17 protein-coding genes and 1 tRNA gene are annotated in these 14604 nt (G+C 71.2%); 8 read left to right on the forward strand and 10 right to left on the reverse strand.

The genetic code is table 11. The features are described from left to right. Positions 1–8: 8 nt before the first annotated feature. Both EWV39_RS00515 and EWV39_RS00520 read right to left on the reverse strand, forming a co-directional pair. On the reverse strand, positions 9–968 hold the full coding sequence (locus EWV39_RS00515) for an ABC transporter substrate-binding protein (protein ID WP_129656361.1): 960 nt from the start codon (positions 966–968) through the stop codon (positions 9–11). 59 nt (positions 969–1027) lie between these two features. Continuing rightward, positions 1028–1462: an NUDIX hydrolase gene (locus tag EWV39_RS00520; protein WP_238147954.1), complete on the reverse strand. Its 435-nt coding sequence runs from the start codon at positions 1460–1462 to the stop codon at positions 1028–1030. Between the two features lie 302 nt (positions 1463–1764). Between EWV39_RS00520 and EWV39_RS00525 the strand changes: the two genes are divergently transcribed. Beyond that, the gene (locus EWV39_RS00525) at positions 1765–1953 is read left to right on the forward strand and encodes a hypothetical protein (protein WP_129656362.1); all 189 of its coding nucleotides are present in this window, start codon (positions 1765–1767) and stop codon (positions 1951–1953) included. A 388-nt stretch (positions 1954–2341) separates the two neighbouring features. Beyond that, complete coding sequence (locus EWV39_RS00530; protein WP_238147955.1) at positions 2342–3328, forward strand: mechanosensitive ion channel family protein; 987 nt, start codon at positions 2342–2344, stop codon at positions 3326–3328. On the opposite strand, the gene EWV39_RS00535 is transcribed toward EWV39_RS00530, so the two are convergent. Next, on the reverse strand, positions 3282–4301 hold the full coding sequence (locus EWV39_RS00535; protein ID WP_129656363.1) for a LysR substrate-binding domain-containing protein: 1020 nt from the start codon (positions 4299–4301) through the stop codon (positions 3282–3284). The genes EWV39_RS00530 and EWV39_RS00535 overlap by 47 nt on opposite strands. Before the next feature lie 64 nt (positions 4302–4365). Here EWV39_RS00535 and EWV39_RS00540 point away from each other — a divergent pair. After that, positions 4366–4438: transfer RNA gene (locus tag EWV39_RS00540), tRNA-Ala, on the forward strand. A 184-nt stretch (positions 4439–4622) separates the two neighbouring features. Here the strand turns inward: EWV39_RS00540 and EWV39_RS00545 are convergent. Continuing rightward, on the reverse strand, positions 4623–5057 hold the full coding sequence (locus tag EWV39_RS00545; RefSeq protein WP_238147956.1) for a hypothetical protein: 435 nt from the start codon (positions 5055–5057) through the stop codon (positions 4623–4625). A 79-nt stretch (positions 5058–5136) separates the two neighbouring features. On the opposite strand from EWV39_RS00545, the gene EWV39_RS00550 reads away from it, so the two are divergent. The 4 genes from EWV39_RS00550 (at position 5137) to EWV39_RS00565 (ending at position 9033) form a co-directional block, all read left to right on the forward strand. Further along, a complete protein-coding gene (locus tag EWV39_RS00550) occupies positions 5137–5877 on the forward strand; it encodes a hypothetical protein (protein WP_129656364.1) in 741 nt (246 codons plus the stop codon). Positions 5878–5974: 97 nt separating this feature from the next. Next, on the forward strand, positions 5975–6451 hold the full coding sequence (locus tag EWV39_RS00555; protein ID WP_165313057.1) for a PH domain-containing protein: 477 nt from the start codon (positions 5975–5977) through the stop codon (positions 6449–6451). 475 nt (positions 6452–6926) lie between these two features. After that, positions 6927–7958 carry a P1 family peptidase gene (locus EWV39_RS00560; protein ID WP_129656366.1) on the forward strand — a complete coding sequence of 344 codons (1032 nt, stop codon included), beginning with the start codon at positions 6927–6929 and terminating at the stop codon, positions 7956–7958. A 100-nt stretch (positions 7959–8058) separates the two neighbouring features. Then, a complete protein-coding gene (locus EWV39_RS00565; RefSeq protein ID WP_129656367.1) occupies positions 8059–9033 on the forward strand; it encodes an MsnO8 family LLM class oxidoreductase in 975 nt (324 codons plus the stop codon). A gap of 115 nt (positions 9034–9148) precedes the next feature. Here the strand turns inward: EWV39_RS00565 and EWV39_RS00570 are convergent, their stop codons facing one another. The 6 genes from EWV39_RS00570 to EWV39_RS00590 form a co-directional block, all read right to left on the reverse strand. Next, positions 9149–10126: an SRPBCC family protein gene (locus tag EWV39_RS00570; protein WP_129656368.1), complete on the reverse strand. Its 978-nt coding sequence runs from the start codon at positions 10124–10126 to the stop codon at positions 9149–9151. Between the two features lie 22 nt (positions 10127–10148). Next, the gene (locus tag EWV39_RS00575; RefSeq protein ID WP_129656369.1) at positions 10149–10496 is read right to left on the reverse strand and encodes an ArsR/SmtB family transcription factor; all 348 of its coding nucleotides are present in this window, start codon (positions 10494–10496) and stop codon (positions 10149–10151) included. 54 nt (positions 10497–10550) lie between these two features. After that, positions 10551–11021, reverse strand: coding sequence for an SNARE-associated domain-containing protein (locus EWV39_RS00580; protein ID WP_129657270.1), 471 nt, complete (start codon positions 11019–11021; stop codon positions 10551–10553). A gap of 148 nt (positions 11022–11169) precedes the next feature. Continuing rightward, a complete protein-coding gene (locus tag EWV39_RS14010; protein ID WP_337589935.1) occupies positions 11170–11511 on the reverse strand; it encodes a GNAT family N-acetyltransferase in 342 nt (113 codons plus the stop codon). Positions 11512–11526: 15 nt separating this feature from the next. Continuing rightward, on the reverse strand, positions 11527–11691 hold the full coding sequence (locus EWV39_RS14015; protein WP_238147957.1) for a hypothetical protein: 165 nt from the start codon (positions 11689–11691) through the stop codon (positions 11527–11529). 497 nt (positions 11692–12188) lie between these two features. Then, on the reverse strand, positions 12189–13763 hold the full coding sequence (locus EWV39_RS00590; RefSeq protein WP_129656370.1) for a helix-turn-helix transcriptional regulator: 1575 nt from the start codon (positions 13761–13763) through the stop codon (positions 12189–12191). Between the two features lie 332 nt (positions 13764–14095). Here EWV39_RS00590 and EWV39_RS00595 point away from each other — a divergent pair, with 332 nt between their 5' ends. Next, positions 14096–14494 (forward strand): hypothetical protein, encoded by a 399-nt coding sequence (locus EWV39_RS00595; protein ID WP_129656371.1) that lies wholly within the window; start codon positions 14096–14098, stop codon positions 14492–14494. The last annotated feature ends 110 nt before the right edge of the window (positions 14495–14604 follow it).

The raw sequence follows: 14604 nt of genomic DNA on the forward strand, positions 1-14604 counted from the left end.
ATGCCCGGTCAGCTATTGCCTTCCTCCAGCCAGAATTCCGCCGCGTCTTCGGCCGAGACGGCGTCGTCTCCGGTCATGAGCCGGTTGAGGAAGACCAGGTCCCCGGTGGTCAGCCGCCCGGAGACCGCGTTCACAGCCTGCTCCGCGGCGTCTGGCAGCTCGTCGTCCTGGACCACGGGCAGGACCTGCTGGGCGATGAAGTTGACCTGGGGGTCCTCCAGGACCACGAGGTTGTTCTCGGGGACGGCCGCCGAGGCGCTGTAGACGTCGGCGACGTCCACCCCGCCCTCGGTCAGCCGGTCCACGAGCTTCTCCTGGTCGTCCTCCGCCTCGTAGCCCTTCGGCACGCAGTCGTAGAGGCTGCCCAGCCCGGCCGCGCCGTAGCCCCGCTCCTCGAACCCCTCGGGGACGCCGAAGGTCAGCTCGCCGCAGTGCTCGGCGAGGTCTCGCAGCGTGGACAGGCCGTACTCGGCCGCGGTGACGCTGGTGACCACCAGGGCGTCCTTGTTCTCCGCGGAGGAGGCGCTGAGGGTCCCCAGCCCGTCGGGGAGCACGCGCGGCAGGGTGCTGAGGATGTCCCCGCTGGACATGCCGGTCACGTTCAACGAGGCGGCGCCGCCCTCCTGCGGGTTGACGGTGCCGTCCTGGGTCACGTGCAGCAGGAGGTTGCCCGAGTAGTCGGGGGTGAGCTGGACGGGCTCCCCGTCCGTGCTCTGCATCGCGCCCAGGTAGTCGTCGCGGGTGTCGCCGGTCTGGACGACCTCGGTCTCGTACCCGGCCTTCTCCAGCTCCCCGGCGTAGAGGTGGGCGACGGCCTCGGTCTCGGAGCTGATCCCGGCGCCGATGCGCACGGTGCCGTACGCCGAGGCCGAGGGGTCCTGGCTGACCTCCTCCTCCCCGCCGCATCCGGTCGCGGTCAGGAGGAGGACGGCGGTGAGGGCCAGCGGGGCTGCGGTCCTGCGCTTCACGGGCGGGCTCCTTGGTGTCGGTCGGGGACGTGCGGGGCGGTCGGGGACGGGCGGGGCATCTAGAACGGCAGGCCGTAGGCCCGGGCCGCGACCTCCACCAGCGAGACCTTGCGGAGGCCGGGCAGGTCCTCCAGGCGCACCCAGGCGACGTCGTCCGTGGAGTCGTCGGTGCTGGTCACGCCCATGCTTCCGCCCGTGATGTAGGCGCGGTAGAGGATCCGCAGGGCGTGGAAGGGCCGCTGCCGGCCGCTCTCGTAATGGTATTTGCTGTCGACGCCGAGCAGGCCGTCCAGCGCGACCCGGTAGCCGCTCTCCTCGTACACCTCGCGGACGGCGGCCTGCTCCGGGGTCTCGCCGACCTCCATCCCGCCGCCGGGCAGCGTCCACGCCGCGCGCTCGGGGTGGCGCTCCCCCGTCCAGTGCGTGAGCAGGATGCTCCCCTGCTCGATGATGACCGCGTAGGCGGCCGGGCGGGTGTCCATGACTAGGGCCATATCGGGTTTCTGCCTCGTTCTCCCCGGCGGCGCCGGATCCGCGGCGCGCCGTGCCTCTTCGCCGCCGGCCGGCGCGGCACCGGCCCGCGGAAGGCCCGACGCCGCCCGCATCCGGTCCGCCGCGGATCTCGAAGGGACCGCCGGTGGGCCTTCCCATGCTATCCCCCGCCCCCGGTCCCGCGCCGAGCGCCGCGCGGCCGCGGGTTCCGCGCCGGCGGGCCTGGCACGACGTCGTCCCCCGGCGTCCTATAGTGGAGAGAGCATCGATCGCACACACGAGAGAACACCCTGGAGGAACCCTGATGAGCAACGACCCCTCGACCGCCAAGAGCTCGCTGACCTGGCTGTGGATCCTCGGGGGGATCATCCTGCTGGCCGTGCTGGTCTTCGGCGGCGTGGTGCTGTTCCTCGCCGGCGAGGAGACGGTCTCCATGCTCGCCTCCGGGACCGCCGAGGCCGCGGGGACGGTGAACGCGCCGGCGCTCTCCTGACCCCCTCCGCCCGCCCGAGGGGCCGCTCCGCGACGTCGCGGGGCGGCCCCTCGGGCGTTTCGGACGTTCGTCCGCAGCGCACGGCAGCCGCCCGGCGTCCCGCCGGCCGATCCTCGTCCTGCCGGCCGCCTTCTCTCGTCTCGCGTCCCGCCGACCGGACGCGGCCCTTCATCCCTCCGAACGGCATTCCCCGAGCCGCCGCCCCACTCCGCCGTCCGAGCCTCGCCCGGCATCCCGCTGCGGCGTCGCCCCTGGTCCGGGCGGAACTTCGGTCCGCCGTAGGAAAGTCCTCGGAGCTTGCTCACATCCGGCGGACGCTCCGTGCTGAGCACCGGGGTGAAGCGATAATCTGTGGACCATGAATGTGCTAGCCGACGAATCCCCATCGATGTTCGCCCAGTCGGACGGGCTGATGGGGCAGCTCACCAACCTCGACTTCTGGCTCGATCGTCCCCTGCGGATCGTGCTGATCCTCGTGATCGCCGCCGTCCTGAACCTCGTCGCGCGGACCGTGATCCACAAGGTCACCGCCGGCGTCTCGAAGGGGACGCGGGCTCGCATCGTCGCCAAGAAGAGCAGCAAGGGCCAGCGCTGGGTGGAGGACACCCGGATCGCCAACGAGCGCCAGGCGCAGCGGGCGGCCACCGTGGGGTCGGTGCTGCGCAGCGTCACCACCATCATCATCTGGACGATGGCGATCCTGATGGTCGTCTCCGAGCTCGGTTTCAACATCGCCCCGGTCATCGCCAGCGCCGGCATCGCCGGTGTCGCGCTGTCCTTCGGCGCGCAGTCGCTGGTCAAGGACTACCTCGCGGGCATCTCCATGGTCGCCGAGGACCAGCTGGGGATCGGCGACGTCGTCGACCTCGGCGAGGCCAGCGGCACGGTGGAGTCCGTGGGGCTGCGCGTGACCCAGGTGCGCGACGTCGAGGGCACCCTGTGGCACGTGCGCAACGGCGAGGTCCTGCGCGTGGGCAACTCCTCGCAGGGCTGGGCCCGGACCGTCCTGGACGTCCCGGTCGCCTACAACAGCGACCTCGACGCCGTGACCGACCTCCTCCTGCAGACCGCCGAGGACGTGCGGGAGAACACCGAGAGCGGCAAGTCCATCATGGGCAAGGCCGAGGTATGGGGCGTGGAGCAGATGTCCGGGGAGTCCCTGACGCTGCGGCTGGCGGTCAAGACCGCGCCGCTGCAGCAGTGGGACGTGGCCCGGACGCTACGGGCGCACATCAAGCGCGCCCTGGACAAGGAGGGCTTCCGGATGCCGCTGATGAACCAGTCGATCATCCACCAGACCTCGAGCTTCCCCAGCGTCTCGACCCGCATCAGCTCCGCTTCCGGGGAGGACGACTCCTCGAACCGCGGGAGCTAGCACCGCGGGCGCCCGGCTTCCCGCCGGACGCCGCTGCGCCCCGAGGGCCCCGCTTCCCGGACGACGACCGGGAGGCGGGGCCCTTTCCGCGTCCGGAGGCGCCCCGGGCCGCGGAGACTCCTTGGCCGGCGGAGGATCCCTGACCAGCGGAGGATCCGCCGCGGCGACCGGCAGTCGCGCCCTTTCCGCCCTTCTGGTCCTTCCCCTTGCCCTGGCCGCGGCCGCCCGCGACGCCGCGCTCCTCCCCCGGGCCGCCGAGCTCCCCGCGGGAGCTGTCCTCGCGGCGCCCGCGCGTGATGCCCGCGAACTCCTGGATCACCGCCTCGTCCGGATCGGGCCGCTCCCCCGGGCCCAGGCGCGGCCAGACCAGGCAGACCGGCCGATCGGCGGCGTCGGCGAGCGGCCGGTGCGTCAGGTCCTTGCGGTGGTGGATCCGGGCCAGCGACATCGGCGCGATGAGCAGCCCGAGCCCGGCCGCGACCAGCTCGACGGCGTCGCCCGTGTCCCGCATCGACGGCAACGGCCGCGGCGGGTGCGCGGCCCGGTGGGCGGCACTGGCCTCGGCCCACTCGGGCGCGCTCTCCGGCTCCTGGAGCATGCGCTCCTCGGCGAGTTCCGCCACGGGCACCTCGTCCAGCAGCGTCAGCACGTGGTCGACGGGCAGGATCACCACCTGCCGCTCCCGGTACAGCTCGACGGCGTGGTACGCCTGGCGGTCGAGCGCGGCGGGCTCGGCGTCGGGGCGCAGCAGGGCCAGGTGGGCGACGCCGTCGGCGAGCGCCCCCAGCCCCGTCTCCCCCTCCTCGAGCGGGAGGCGGGCCAGCGGCGTCGCGCGCCCGTGCCGGCGGTCCCAGCGGTCGAACCACTTGCCGGGCATCACGCCGGGGACGAAGGCGACGGTCAGCCCCTCGCGCGGCGGGCCCACCGGGCCGGGGCGCTCGGTGGCGGGATGGGGACGATCGGGAGGGGTCATCCCCACAACCTAGCAGTGAAGTTGAACTCCGCCGGTGGGACAGGGTATGTTGGAGAGGTTGCAAGGGGCTATAGCTCAGTTGGTAGAGCGTTTCGTTCGCAATGAAAAGGTCAGGGGTTCGATTCCCCTTAGCTCCACCCAAGTTGACTTACGGGAACACGCGACATCGAAAGATGTGGCGTGTTCCCGTAAGTCGTTTCTGCCCTCGTGCTCCTGCCCCGCGTCATCGCCGGCGCTGTCGAGCCGGATGTGGAACGGTCGGCTCAGCGGAGCCAGTAGCGCCAGGAGACGGTGGGAGCGTCGCCAACGGCTACCGCTGGTCTACGACAGCTTGAAGTGGCTTGCGACATCGTCAGTCGTGGCGTTAGCCCCCTCGGACGGCTTGACGATGTCCGCGGTGTTGACGCTGATGGTCTGGTCGCCTTCTGGGCTCGCGCTGATGCGCACGAACCCGGTGCGGACGTCCGGCTGGTCGACGTAGGTTCGGATCACGGCTTCCAGGATGCTCGAGAGGACCTCGGCGGTGCCTTCGCGGTCGGTTGCCGTGACGGTGAGCACAGCCGAAATCGTTGTTCCGGGGGAAAAGCCATCTTGGTACTGAATCGTGCCGCCAACGTATCCCGGAACCGCGTCCACTGCCGACTGCAGCGCCGCCTGCACCGCCGCCTGGTCGCTCCGTGGCGCGCATCCCGTGGCGAAAACCGTCAGCATCGATAGTGCGCCCGCCAGGGCGGTGCGCCTGCTGATGATTTCCACGCTCCGAGCGTATCAGGTTAGTTCGATCACATTCTGCGAGAATCGGAGGAGGTATTCATCGCGCTGATCGGGAGGTGCTGTGTCGCTCGAACCGTTGCTTCTCGGGTTCGGGAGGAAAATCGCGAACGTGCTCGCCGGCCTAGCGCGGGGCGGGATGCTGTTCTCAGTGCTCCTCGTCGTCGCCCTGATCCCGCTGCTTTCCGACATCACGGAACCGCGCGGGCAAGTTGCCTTGTTGATCGCGCTCGCGTCGGGGTTCGGGGCCGTGTCCGTCGTATGTGGGCAAGTATTCATTCATGCAGCTCTCGGACGCTCCCGCACGAGGGGGAGCGTTGCGTACTACTCGGGTGCGCAGGTGCTGATGGCCGCGCTGGGCGTGGCCGGCGGCTTTGCATTTTCTGCCTTCACCCGTGCCGAGAGTCCTGGCGTCACCAGCGCGCTGCTCGCGCTCGCACTTCTGGTCGGAGCTGCGAGCGTCATCCTGTTCATTCGGTGGTCACGGCGTCGGCTGGTGCCGCTCGCACCCGCCGCGGAGGTTTCGACGAGCACGGCAATCGTCGCGGATCATTGGGATCCCGGCATCGGGCGCAGGCTCGGAGCCATGTCGATGTCGGTGGTCAGCTTCTCCGACGGGCGGGGCGACACCTGGTTCGTCCGCCACCTGCACGCGGAGTCGTTCGTCTTTCTGGGAACAATCGGGAAGATGCAGTTCCAGCGGAACCGGCCGGGGCATAGACCCAGGTTCGTGCCGCCGAGGCGGGAGGCCACTGCAACCACACGCGAAGGACGCGCAAGCCGACCTGATCTCCCCTCGGCTTAGCAATCGGCATAGGCTTGATGCCACCATGCCTCGAACATCTGACGACTCCCCAGCGCCGACCGTACTCTATCGCGCCGCTGTCCTGCCGGTGCTCAGAGTGCTCGTCCTCTCGCTCGTCTGGACCTTCTCTGCCGGGCCTGCCGTGATGGTCTGGGTGGTCGCGGCGTCAGCGATGGATGCGAGTCGCCCGTCCTCGAGGATCATCGGGCTCTGCGCGGCTGCCCTCATCCTGGCGCTGCTGGCCAGTTTCCTCTTCGTGATCATCCGAGGAACCTCGTCGGCGTTCGTGGTGTCGACTTCGGGCGTCACCGTGCGCGGCATCTTCCGCACGGTGTACGTACCGTGGCATGAGGTGGCCGTGGTGCAGGTGGATCCCCGACACACGCACCGCGGTCAGGCGCTCGTCCTCAGGCATGACGGAACCCGGGTCGGGGCGCCGGTGACCGCAGCACGGTACGCCATGCGCCGGGGCGAGTCGACATTCGATCACGGCCCGCAGCTGCTGGACGCGGCGATCCCCGTGCGAGCGGCGATCGATGCCCACCAGCGCTACCTCCGCGGGGAGTTCTCGTAGGTCGCGGTCGCGCGAGGAGCTCGGCTTGGGCCAGGTGGGCGGTCGGGCAATCCCCGGCCCTCCCGTTCATCGCCTGGCTGCCTGTGTGAAGCCGTCCGATCGGGCGGCTTCAGTCGTTTCCGGGTCATCTCACGGGCGAGCTGACCGACCTTGGGCACGATCGCGAAGCCCAGGTCGATGCGCACCCGGCGGGGCTCGGGCACGATCAGGTCCCCTGTGGAGACGTCCCACACAGCGGTGTCCCTCCACGGCCCGATCGACGCGCGGGTCCGTACGCAGTCTGGGCCTTCTCGTCGGTCACCGCACCTACTGTCACTGTTGACAAGGGCTTTTTTGGGGGGCCTGGACCGGTCTCTGCGCGCTCGCTATCCCCCGGATCCTCGCGGCGAGCCGACCGCCGACGCCCGGCGGTACAACCTCTCTGGACATCACAGCTAGTCTGGCCATCAGGCACCCGCTCGGAGGAGGACCGACCATGACCCAGTTCGAGGAGACCCCGCGTCGTCGCGACGGCGTCTCAGGCGGGCCCGGGACCGGGACCGCCGAGGAGACCGATTCCGAGGCCCTCGGCGGCCCCGGCCCCGAGATCCCCGGTGAGGGCAGGACCGAGTCCGGCGGGGCGAGCGAGTTCGAGGTGATCGGCGTCGGCGGCGTGCGGGTGGGGCACTGGACGGACTCCCGGGCGCGGACCGGCTGCACCGTCGTCGTCCTGCCCGAGGGCACCGTCGCCTCCTGCGAGGTGCGCGGCGGCGCGCCGGCCTCCCGGGAGCTGGACCTGCTCGCCCCGGAGAAGACCGTCTCCTCGATCGACGCCGTGCTGCTCACCGGCGGCTCCGCCTTCGGCCTGGCCGCCGCCGACGGCGTGATGCGCTGGTGCGAGGAGCAGAGCCGCGGCGTCCCTACCCCCGCGGGGCGGGTCCCGATCGTCCCGGCCATGGCGCTGTTCGACCTCGCCGCGGGAGACTCCTCCGTCCGCCCCGGCCCCGAGGCCGGCTACGCGGCCGCGGCGGCCTGCGCGGGTGAGCAGGTGCTGCGCGGCGCCATCGGCGCGGGCACGGGCGCGCACGTGAGCCAGTGGCGCGGCCCCGAGGGGCGCCGTCCCGGGGGCCTCGTCTACGCCGAGCGGCGTCTGGGCGAGCTCGTGGTCGGCTCGATGTGCGCGCTCAACGCCTTCGGCGACGTCGACGACGGCGCCTTCCCCGCCTCGCTGGAGGCCGCGCGGGCGCTGCTGGACGCCTCCGCCGCTGAGCCTTCCGTATCCGGCGGGCAGCGGGTCCACACGACCATCGGCGTCGTGGTCACCAACGCCCGCCTGGACAAGGTCGGCTGCCGCATCCTCGCCGAGGGCGCCCACGACGGCCTGGCCCGCGCCGTCACCCCGCCCCACACCCGCTTCGACGGGGACGGCTTCATCGCCGCCGCGACCGGTCAGGTCGAGGCCCCCATCGACGCCGTCCGCCTCCTGGGCCTGGCCGCGACCGCCGAGGCGATCCGCTCGCACCGCTGAGGACGACGCCGGACGCCGCGCCTCGAATCCAGCATCAGAGGTGCCGACGCCGCACGCCGCCGGATGAAATACCCGGTCCCGCCCGGACGTTGACACGGACATGGACCTCCCGCTCTCCCTGCTCGACCGCTCGCGGACCCGGGCCGGGTCCTCCGACGCGCAGGCCCTGCTGAACACCGTCGAACGCGCCCGGGCCGCCGAGGAGGCCGGCTACTCCCGCTTCTGGGTCGCCGAACACCACGGGGTGCCGGGCATCGCCTCCGGCGCTCCCCCGCTGCTGATACAGGCCGTGGCGCAGGCGACCCGCCGGATCCGTGTCGGCTCCGGCGGGATCATGCTGCCGAACCACCGGCCGATCGTCGTCGCCGAGCAGTTCGCGGTCCTCACGGCCCTGCACGGGCCGCGCTTCGACCTCGGCGTCGGCCGCTCGCTGGGGTTCACCCGCCCGGTGCGCGAAGCGCTCGGGGCGCTCAGCGCGCGGCCGGAAGAGTTCCTGGCGGACATCCGCTCCCTCCGCGATCACCTCGAGGGCGACGCCGCGGTGACCATCCGCCCCGCCGGCGTGCCCTCTCCGCCGATCCACGTGCTGGGCACCGGGGCGGGGTTGCGCTTCGCCGCGGAGCTCGGCCTGCCCGCCGTCGTCGGCGGACCGGCGCTGCGGGAGGGGCCCGAGCCCTTCGAACGCTACCGCCGCGATTTCCGGCCCAGCGAGCGCTTCCCCGAGCCCCATCTCGTCGCGAGCGCCGACATCCTCGTGGCCGATTCTCAGGCCGAGGCCGAGGAGCTCGCCCTGCCGGAGGCGTGGGCGATGGCAGAGGCCCGTAGCGCCGGGGCCTTCCCGCCCCTCGTGCCGCCCGGAGACATCCCCGAGGAGCCGGCGCCCCGCCAGCGCCGGACCGTGGAGGACACGCTGGCGGGGACCATCGCGGGGACCGAGGACCGAGTGCTCACCGAGCTGACGGAGCTGCTCGAGCGCACCGGCGCCGACGAGGTCATGAGCACCGCCTCGACCTTCGACCTGGACGCCCTCCGCGCCTCCGACCGGCGGCTGGCGGCGGCGGTCCGGGCTGCCTGAGCCGGGCCAGAGGACGACGCCGCGCCGGATCCCAGCGGCCGTGGGCCCGACGCCGCCGGCCCGACGCCGCGGAGCCGAGGTGCGGGGCCCGGCCCGGACCCCACGCGGCCCCGCCTCACGCCCCCTGCAGCACCTCCCGCTCCAGCCGGGCGTAGCTGTCCTCCATCCCGTGGACCATGCCGGTGCCCAGGATCTCCGCCCGGGTCTCGCCGTCCGGGTAGGTGATCAGCGTGGAGACCAGGGTCCCGTTCTCGAGGGGCGTGATGGTGAGCTCGTTGACGGTCTCGGTGGGGCCGGCGTCGATCATCCGCTCGGTGGTCACGACCCGGCGCGGCGCCTCGAGGTGCAGGACCTCGCCGGTGAAGCCGAAGCGCTCCGAGCCGTCCTCGGACTCCCACTCGTAGCGGTAGGCCTGCCCCACCTCCTCGGCGACCTCGCAGACCGGCAGCGTCCAGCCGTCCGGGCCGAGCATCCAGCGCCGCATCAGCTCGGGCTCGTGGTGGGCCCGCCACACCCGCTCGGCGTCGCCGCGGACCACGCGGCTGACCCGCACCCGCCGGTCGCCGATCTCCTGGGAGACGGTGCCCCGGCCGGGATCCAGCGGCGTCGGGTCCTGCAGGACGTCGTCGATCTGGCCCATGGCGGCGGTCATGCCCTCGCGCATGCCCATCGCCAGCAGCTGCTCGAGCTGCTCGAGCGAGTCGAAGTAGGTGGTGGTGACCAGGCGCGAGCCCTCGCCGGCCTCCTCGAACTCGAAGGTCATCCGCATGCTCGGCATGCCGGGGTCGGGCTCGCCCTCGGAGGTCGTGAAGCCGTCCCGGACCTCGAAGGAGCGCGGCTCGTCGACGTCGACGAACTCCCAGTACCCGCCGGAGGCCTCGCCCTCGGGGCCGGTCATGTAGTAGTCGGAGCGGCCGCCGGGGAACATGTCGTGTCGGGTGAAGGTGGCCGGCCACTCCGGCGGCCCCCAGAACCGCTCGATCTGGCGGAGGTCCGCGTAGGCGTCCCAGAGCCGGCGGACCGGGATGGGGAACTCGGCGACGACGCGCAGGGTGAGGGCTTCGAGGTCTTGGTCGACGGTGGTGATGGGCATGACGGTACCTTTCGGTGAGGGATCACTCGGAGGTGAGCATTTCCTCGAGGCGGGTCAGTCTGACGCGCCAGAGCTGCTCGTACTCGTCCAGCAGGGCCTGGGCCCTCCTGAGCGTCTCCGGGTTGCCGCGGACGAGGCGTTCGCGGCCGCTCCGATACTTGGTCACGAGCCCGGCCCCCTCGAGGACCGAGACGTGCTTCTGGACCGCCGCGAACGACATCTCGTAGGCGGCGGCGAGCCGCGAGATCGAGGCCTCACCGGACATGGTGCGGCGGACGATGTCGCGTCGGGTCGCGTCGGCGAGGGCCCGGAAGATGCGATCCACCTGGTCCTCGTCGAGCGCGAGGCGCTGATCACTATGTACAACCATTTGGTTGTACTTTAGGGCCGCGAACACCCCAGGTCAAGAGGCTGTCGCTTCACTTCAGAGGCGGGCGCGGCGGAGACGGGCGCGCGAGACCAGCCGATAGACCACGACGCCGACCAGCAGCGCCGCGATGACCGCCCCGGCCAGCCACGGCCTCTCCAGCCAGGCCCAGACCACGGCCATCCCGACGGTCCCGTAGATGGTCCCCCAGATCAGCGTGCCCACCAGCATGGCGGGGATCCAGCGGACTAGGGGCATGCGGGTGAAGCCGGTGGTGATGATGACGGCGGTCTGGAAGCCCACGGTGAGGAAGCAGGCGGGGACGGCCAGGACGCCCCAGCGGTTCACGAAGGCCTCGGCGCGGCGGTACAGCGGGGTGTCCATCAGGCTCCTGATGCGGGCGGCCCGGCGGCCTCCCGTCGCGGCGATCCAGCCCAGCATGAAGACCAGCGAGGTGCGCAGGATGCCGATGCCCCAGAAGAAGAGGATGGCCAACCCCCAGTGCAGCCCCTCGATCCACTCCTGCATGGACACGAGTTTATCGGACGACGCCGCGCCCCGCGGTGACGGTGGACATACGCCGCTTCCCTCTCGGCGACACACGCACCCGCCTTAAAGCATGTTTCTGCGCATCCATATGCTGATGGGGCCTGGATCGGCACCGAGGATCGCCTCGTCACTCACGGCAGATGCGCTGGAACAGCACGTGATCCTGCCATCGGCCCGCGATGCGCAGGTATTCCGGCGCCACCCCGATGCGGGTGAAGCCGTTCTTGAGGAGAACCCGCTGGGAGCGCTCGTTGCGGACCAGCGTCCCCGCCTGGACGCGATGCAGCCCCAGCTCCTCGAAGGCCATCCGCACCAAGGATGCCACCGCCTGCGTCCCATGGCCGCAGCCGTTACTGGCCTCGCTCACCCAGTATCCGAGATCGGCGGAGCGGAAGGCCCCCTGGACGATGCCGGTGAGGGTCGCCCTGCCGATGAGCCGGCCGTCTCCGTCGAGGATGCCCAGAGGCAGCGCCTCGCCCTGCTCTTATCGTCTCAGCAGACCCTCGATGTCACGCCGCTGCCTTTCGGCGGTGGCGTAGCTCGCTTCCCGGATCGGTTCCCAGGGGGCGAGGAAGGAATGGTTGGCTGCCAGGAGCGCGGCAAACTCCTCGGTGTCGGCGGGACGCAGCAGTCTGACTTCGGTGACCATGCGTGCGAGTATTCCACCGAATCCGGTGGCAGCGACCGTCACGGGGGGGGCGACACCACATGCCGCTGGGTCTCCGCCACCGTGATGGGCCCTCGGCCGCGGGCCCACTGAGCAAGGAGCCGTCTCGGCGGCGTAGGCCCCGGATACCGAACGACCCCGCCGGAACGGATCCGGCGGGGTCGTCCGATGGGGTGTCAAACCCATTCATCACTCGCACCTATGAGGTGGTTCCCACGTTAGGAGGCACACCTTCGGATCAGCTGTGCCGCCCGGTGCAGGAACCTGGGAAAAGTCCCTCATCCGCCTGGGTCCGCGCGACTCGCGGTAGAGGCCGAGGCCGAGGTCGGCTCCCCCGCGGTCCCCTCCTCATCGTCATTCTTTCCCCTGAAAGAAGACGGAATGGAACTCCCCTCTTCAAGAGCAGGATAATGGCGCTTCCTCTAAAACCCCTAAATCCCCACATCTTTTCCCACTATCAGGGAAAGAATGCGTTTCACCTAGATAAGACCCGACTTCTCCGCCACCAGGCGCAGCTCCTCGCGATTGCTGACGCCCATTTTCCGATACAGCATCCGCTGATGGGTCTTCAGGGTGTTGAAGGAGATGAGCAGTCTCTCCGCGATCTCCTTCCGGGTGCCCTCGCCGCAGAGGGCCGGGAGCAGCTCCATCTCCCGCGGCGTCAGGCCCGGCCTGGCATGTGCCGCCCCGCCCGGGCGGGGCCAGTCGTCCACGGAGGCCTCTGCGAAGCGGCGCACCCTCGTGCTGAACTCCCCGATCTCCGCCTCGCGCAGGCCTCCGGTCCGCCTCAGACCCTCCCCGAGGAAGGCCGCCGCCTCCTCGGGACGGCCGCTCTGCAACGCGGCGTCGGCCCCCATCGAGGAGCGCAGCAGCTCCAGGCGGCGCAGCGAGCGGGTGTCCGGCCGGAGCGAGGCCGCTGCCTCGAGCGCCTCCTCGGGACGGCCGGACCGCAGAGCCACCCGACTGCGCACCAGGCGCGTGAGGAAGAACTGCTGATCCGCCTCGTCGAGGTGGCGGTCCGCGACGTCGGGCCTCCCGTCCTCCAGCTCGAAGCAGGCTCGTGCGATGGGCAGCGCGCTGCCGGGGAATCCGTCGCCCCGCAGCTCGGCGGGGATCCTCGCCTCGAGCTCGTCCAGGCGCCCGCGGAACGCCGGCAGCGCCCCCTGGCGGCGGCAGGCCCGCCAGAGCGCGTAGACGTAGAAGGGCCAGAGCTTCCCCAGGGCGTCGATCTGGGCGCCGCCCGCCAGGCGCAGCAGCGCGCCCGGTCGCTGCTCGCCGTCGGCGATGGCGCGGGTGAAGCGGGTGTCGAGGTCGATCTGCGCCTCGACCCAGCTCTTGGTGCGGCCGGCGTAGGCGGAGGTGGACAGCTTGGCCCGCGCGACGGCGTCGTCGCCGAAGAGCACGTGCACCAGCGCCGTCTTGACGAGGGCGTCGCGGGAGTACATGCCCATCCGGCGAGGCGGCTCGGCCGACTGCACGGCCGCGAAGGCCTCCAGCGCCGCCGACATCTCCCCCGCGAGCATCGACGTCACCCCGATCTCGTAGCAGCACATCGCCTTCCACACGGCGGGGTTCACGCCCTCGGGCCGCAGCGCGAGCACCTCGCGCACCGACAGCCCCGCCTCCATCGCGGCGCGCGGCCGGCCGCGGCGCTGCTCCCGCAGCTCGCAGACCATCGCCCAGACGCTGTGCCGCCCCGCTTCGCCGCACCCCTCCTGCTCGGAGCGGTCGGCTTGGCCTGCGTGGACGACGCCGCCCGGGTGCACCTCCGGGCTGGCGCGCCCCGTGGGGACGGCGCGCCTCGCGGAACCGGCATGGCCCATGGAGCCGGCGTGTCCTACGGGCCCGGCATCGCACCATCCCGCGTGAGGGCCCGTGCCGAAGACGTAGTGGACCACGTCCGAGGCCGCCGCGCGGTGCCGCGGCAGCGCCTCCAGCAGCCGGCGCGTGTGCCAGGGCCGGATGGCGTGCCAGGACTCCAGAGGGTGACTCTCGATCACGTTCAGCAGGGCATCCGCGTCGCCCGCCCAGAGGGCGCGTCTCAGATCAGCCAATGTCGTCGCTACCATTCCCACATGATCCCCCCGACACCCCACAGTGTCCATGAATTGTCAAGAAACGGCGAGTCTCCGGAAAGGGGAAAACGTCAGCTTGCTTCGCAATAGTCGGGAGTGACGAGAATTCGCTAATGGGACGCTCTGTGAAAGATTCGCCACAGGGGTTTCAGAGGCTCTCCGCCGAGGTGGGCGGAAGCGGACGAAGGAGTTCCAGCGGATAAAAAGGTGATGAAGTTCACCATATCGGCATCTCCCCTCGCACCGCGCGGCGTCGGATCCGCCTCCGCGCAGCGCCCGATGCGGGGTCGCGTGTGCCATCATCATGACTCATGGACAGCGTTCTGGACGTCGTGGGCGTCGTCGCGGAGACCCTCTCGTGGATCGGCCTCGGGGCGGGGCTGCTGCTCGCCGTCGCGGCCCTGTTCATCCGGCTCTACGACGGCTCGTGGCAGCCTGCGACCATCGTCCTCCTCGAGGAGGACCGCGGGCCGATCGCGCGGTGGATCCTCGAGGACGGCATCCATCAGCGCCCCCTGACCCCTGCGGAGATCGCCGCGCTCGGCTCTGCGGAGGTGCATCGCGCCTACGTCAGCACACGGGACCCGGGGTGGATGCGCCTGCACCGCACCGCGGCGGCGGTCCGCGTCGTCCCGCGGCTGGCGCTGATCTTCCTCGGCGTCGGCGCCCTCGGGTGGCTGGTCTCGCTGATCCAGGCGCTGATCGGCTGAGCGCCCGGACGCCGGGTCTCCGCAGGCCGGGCCTGGGATGCCCTGGGCCGTCTTCGACCACCGGGCACGCGGGCGCGTCGCCCAGGCGTGACGCCGTGGGCCTGGGGACC

This window comes from Rothia halotolerans (genome assembly GCF_004136635.1).
Lineage (GTDB): Bacteria > Actinomycetota > Actinomycetes > Actinomycetales > Micrococcaceae > Rothia > Rothia halotolerans.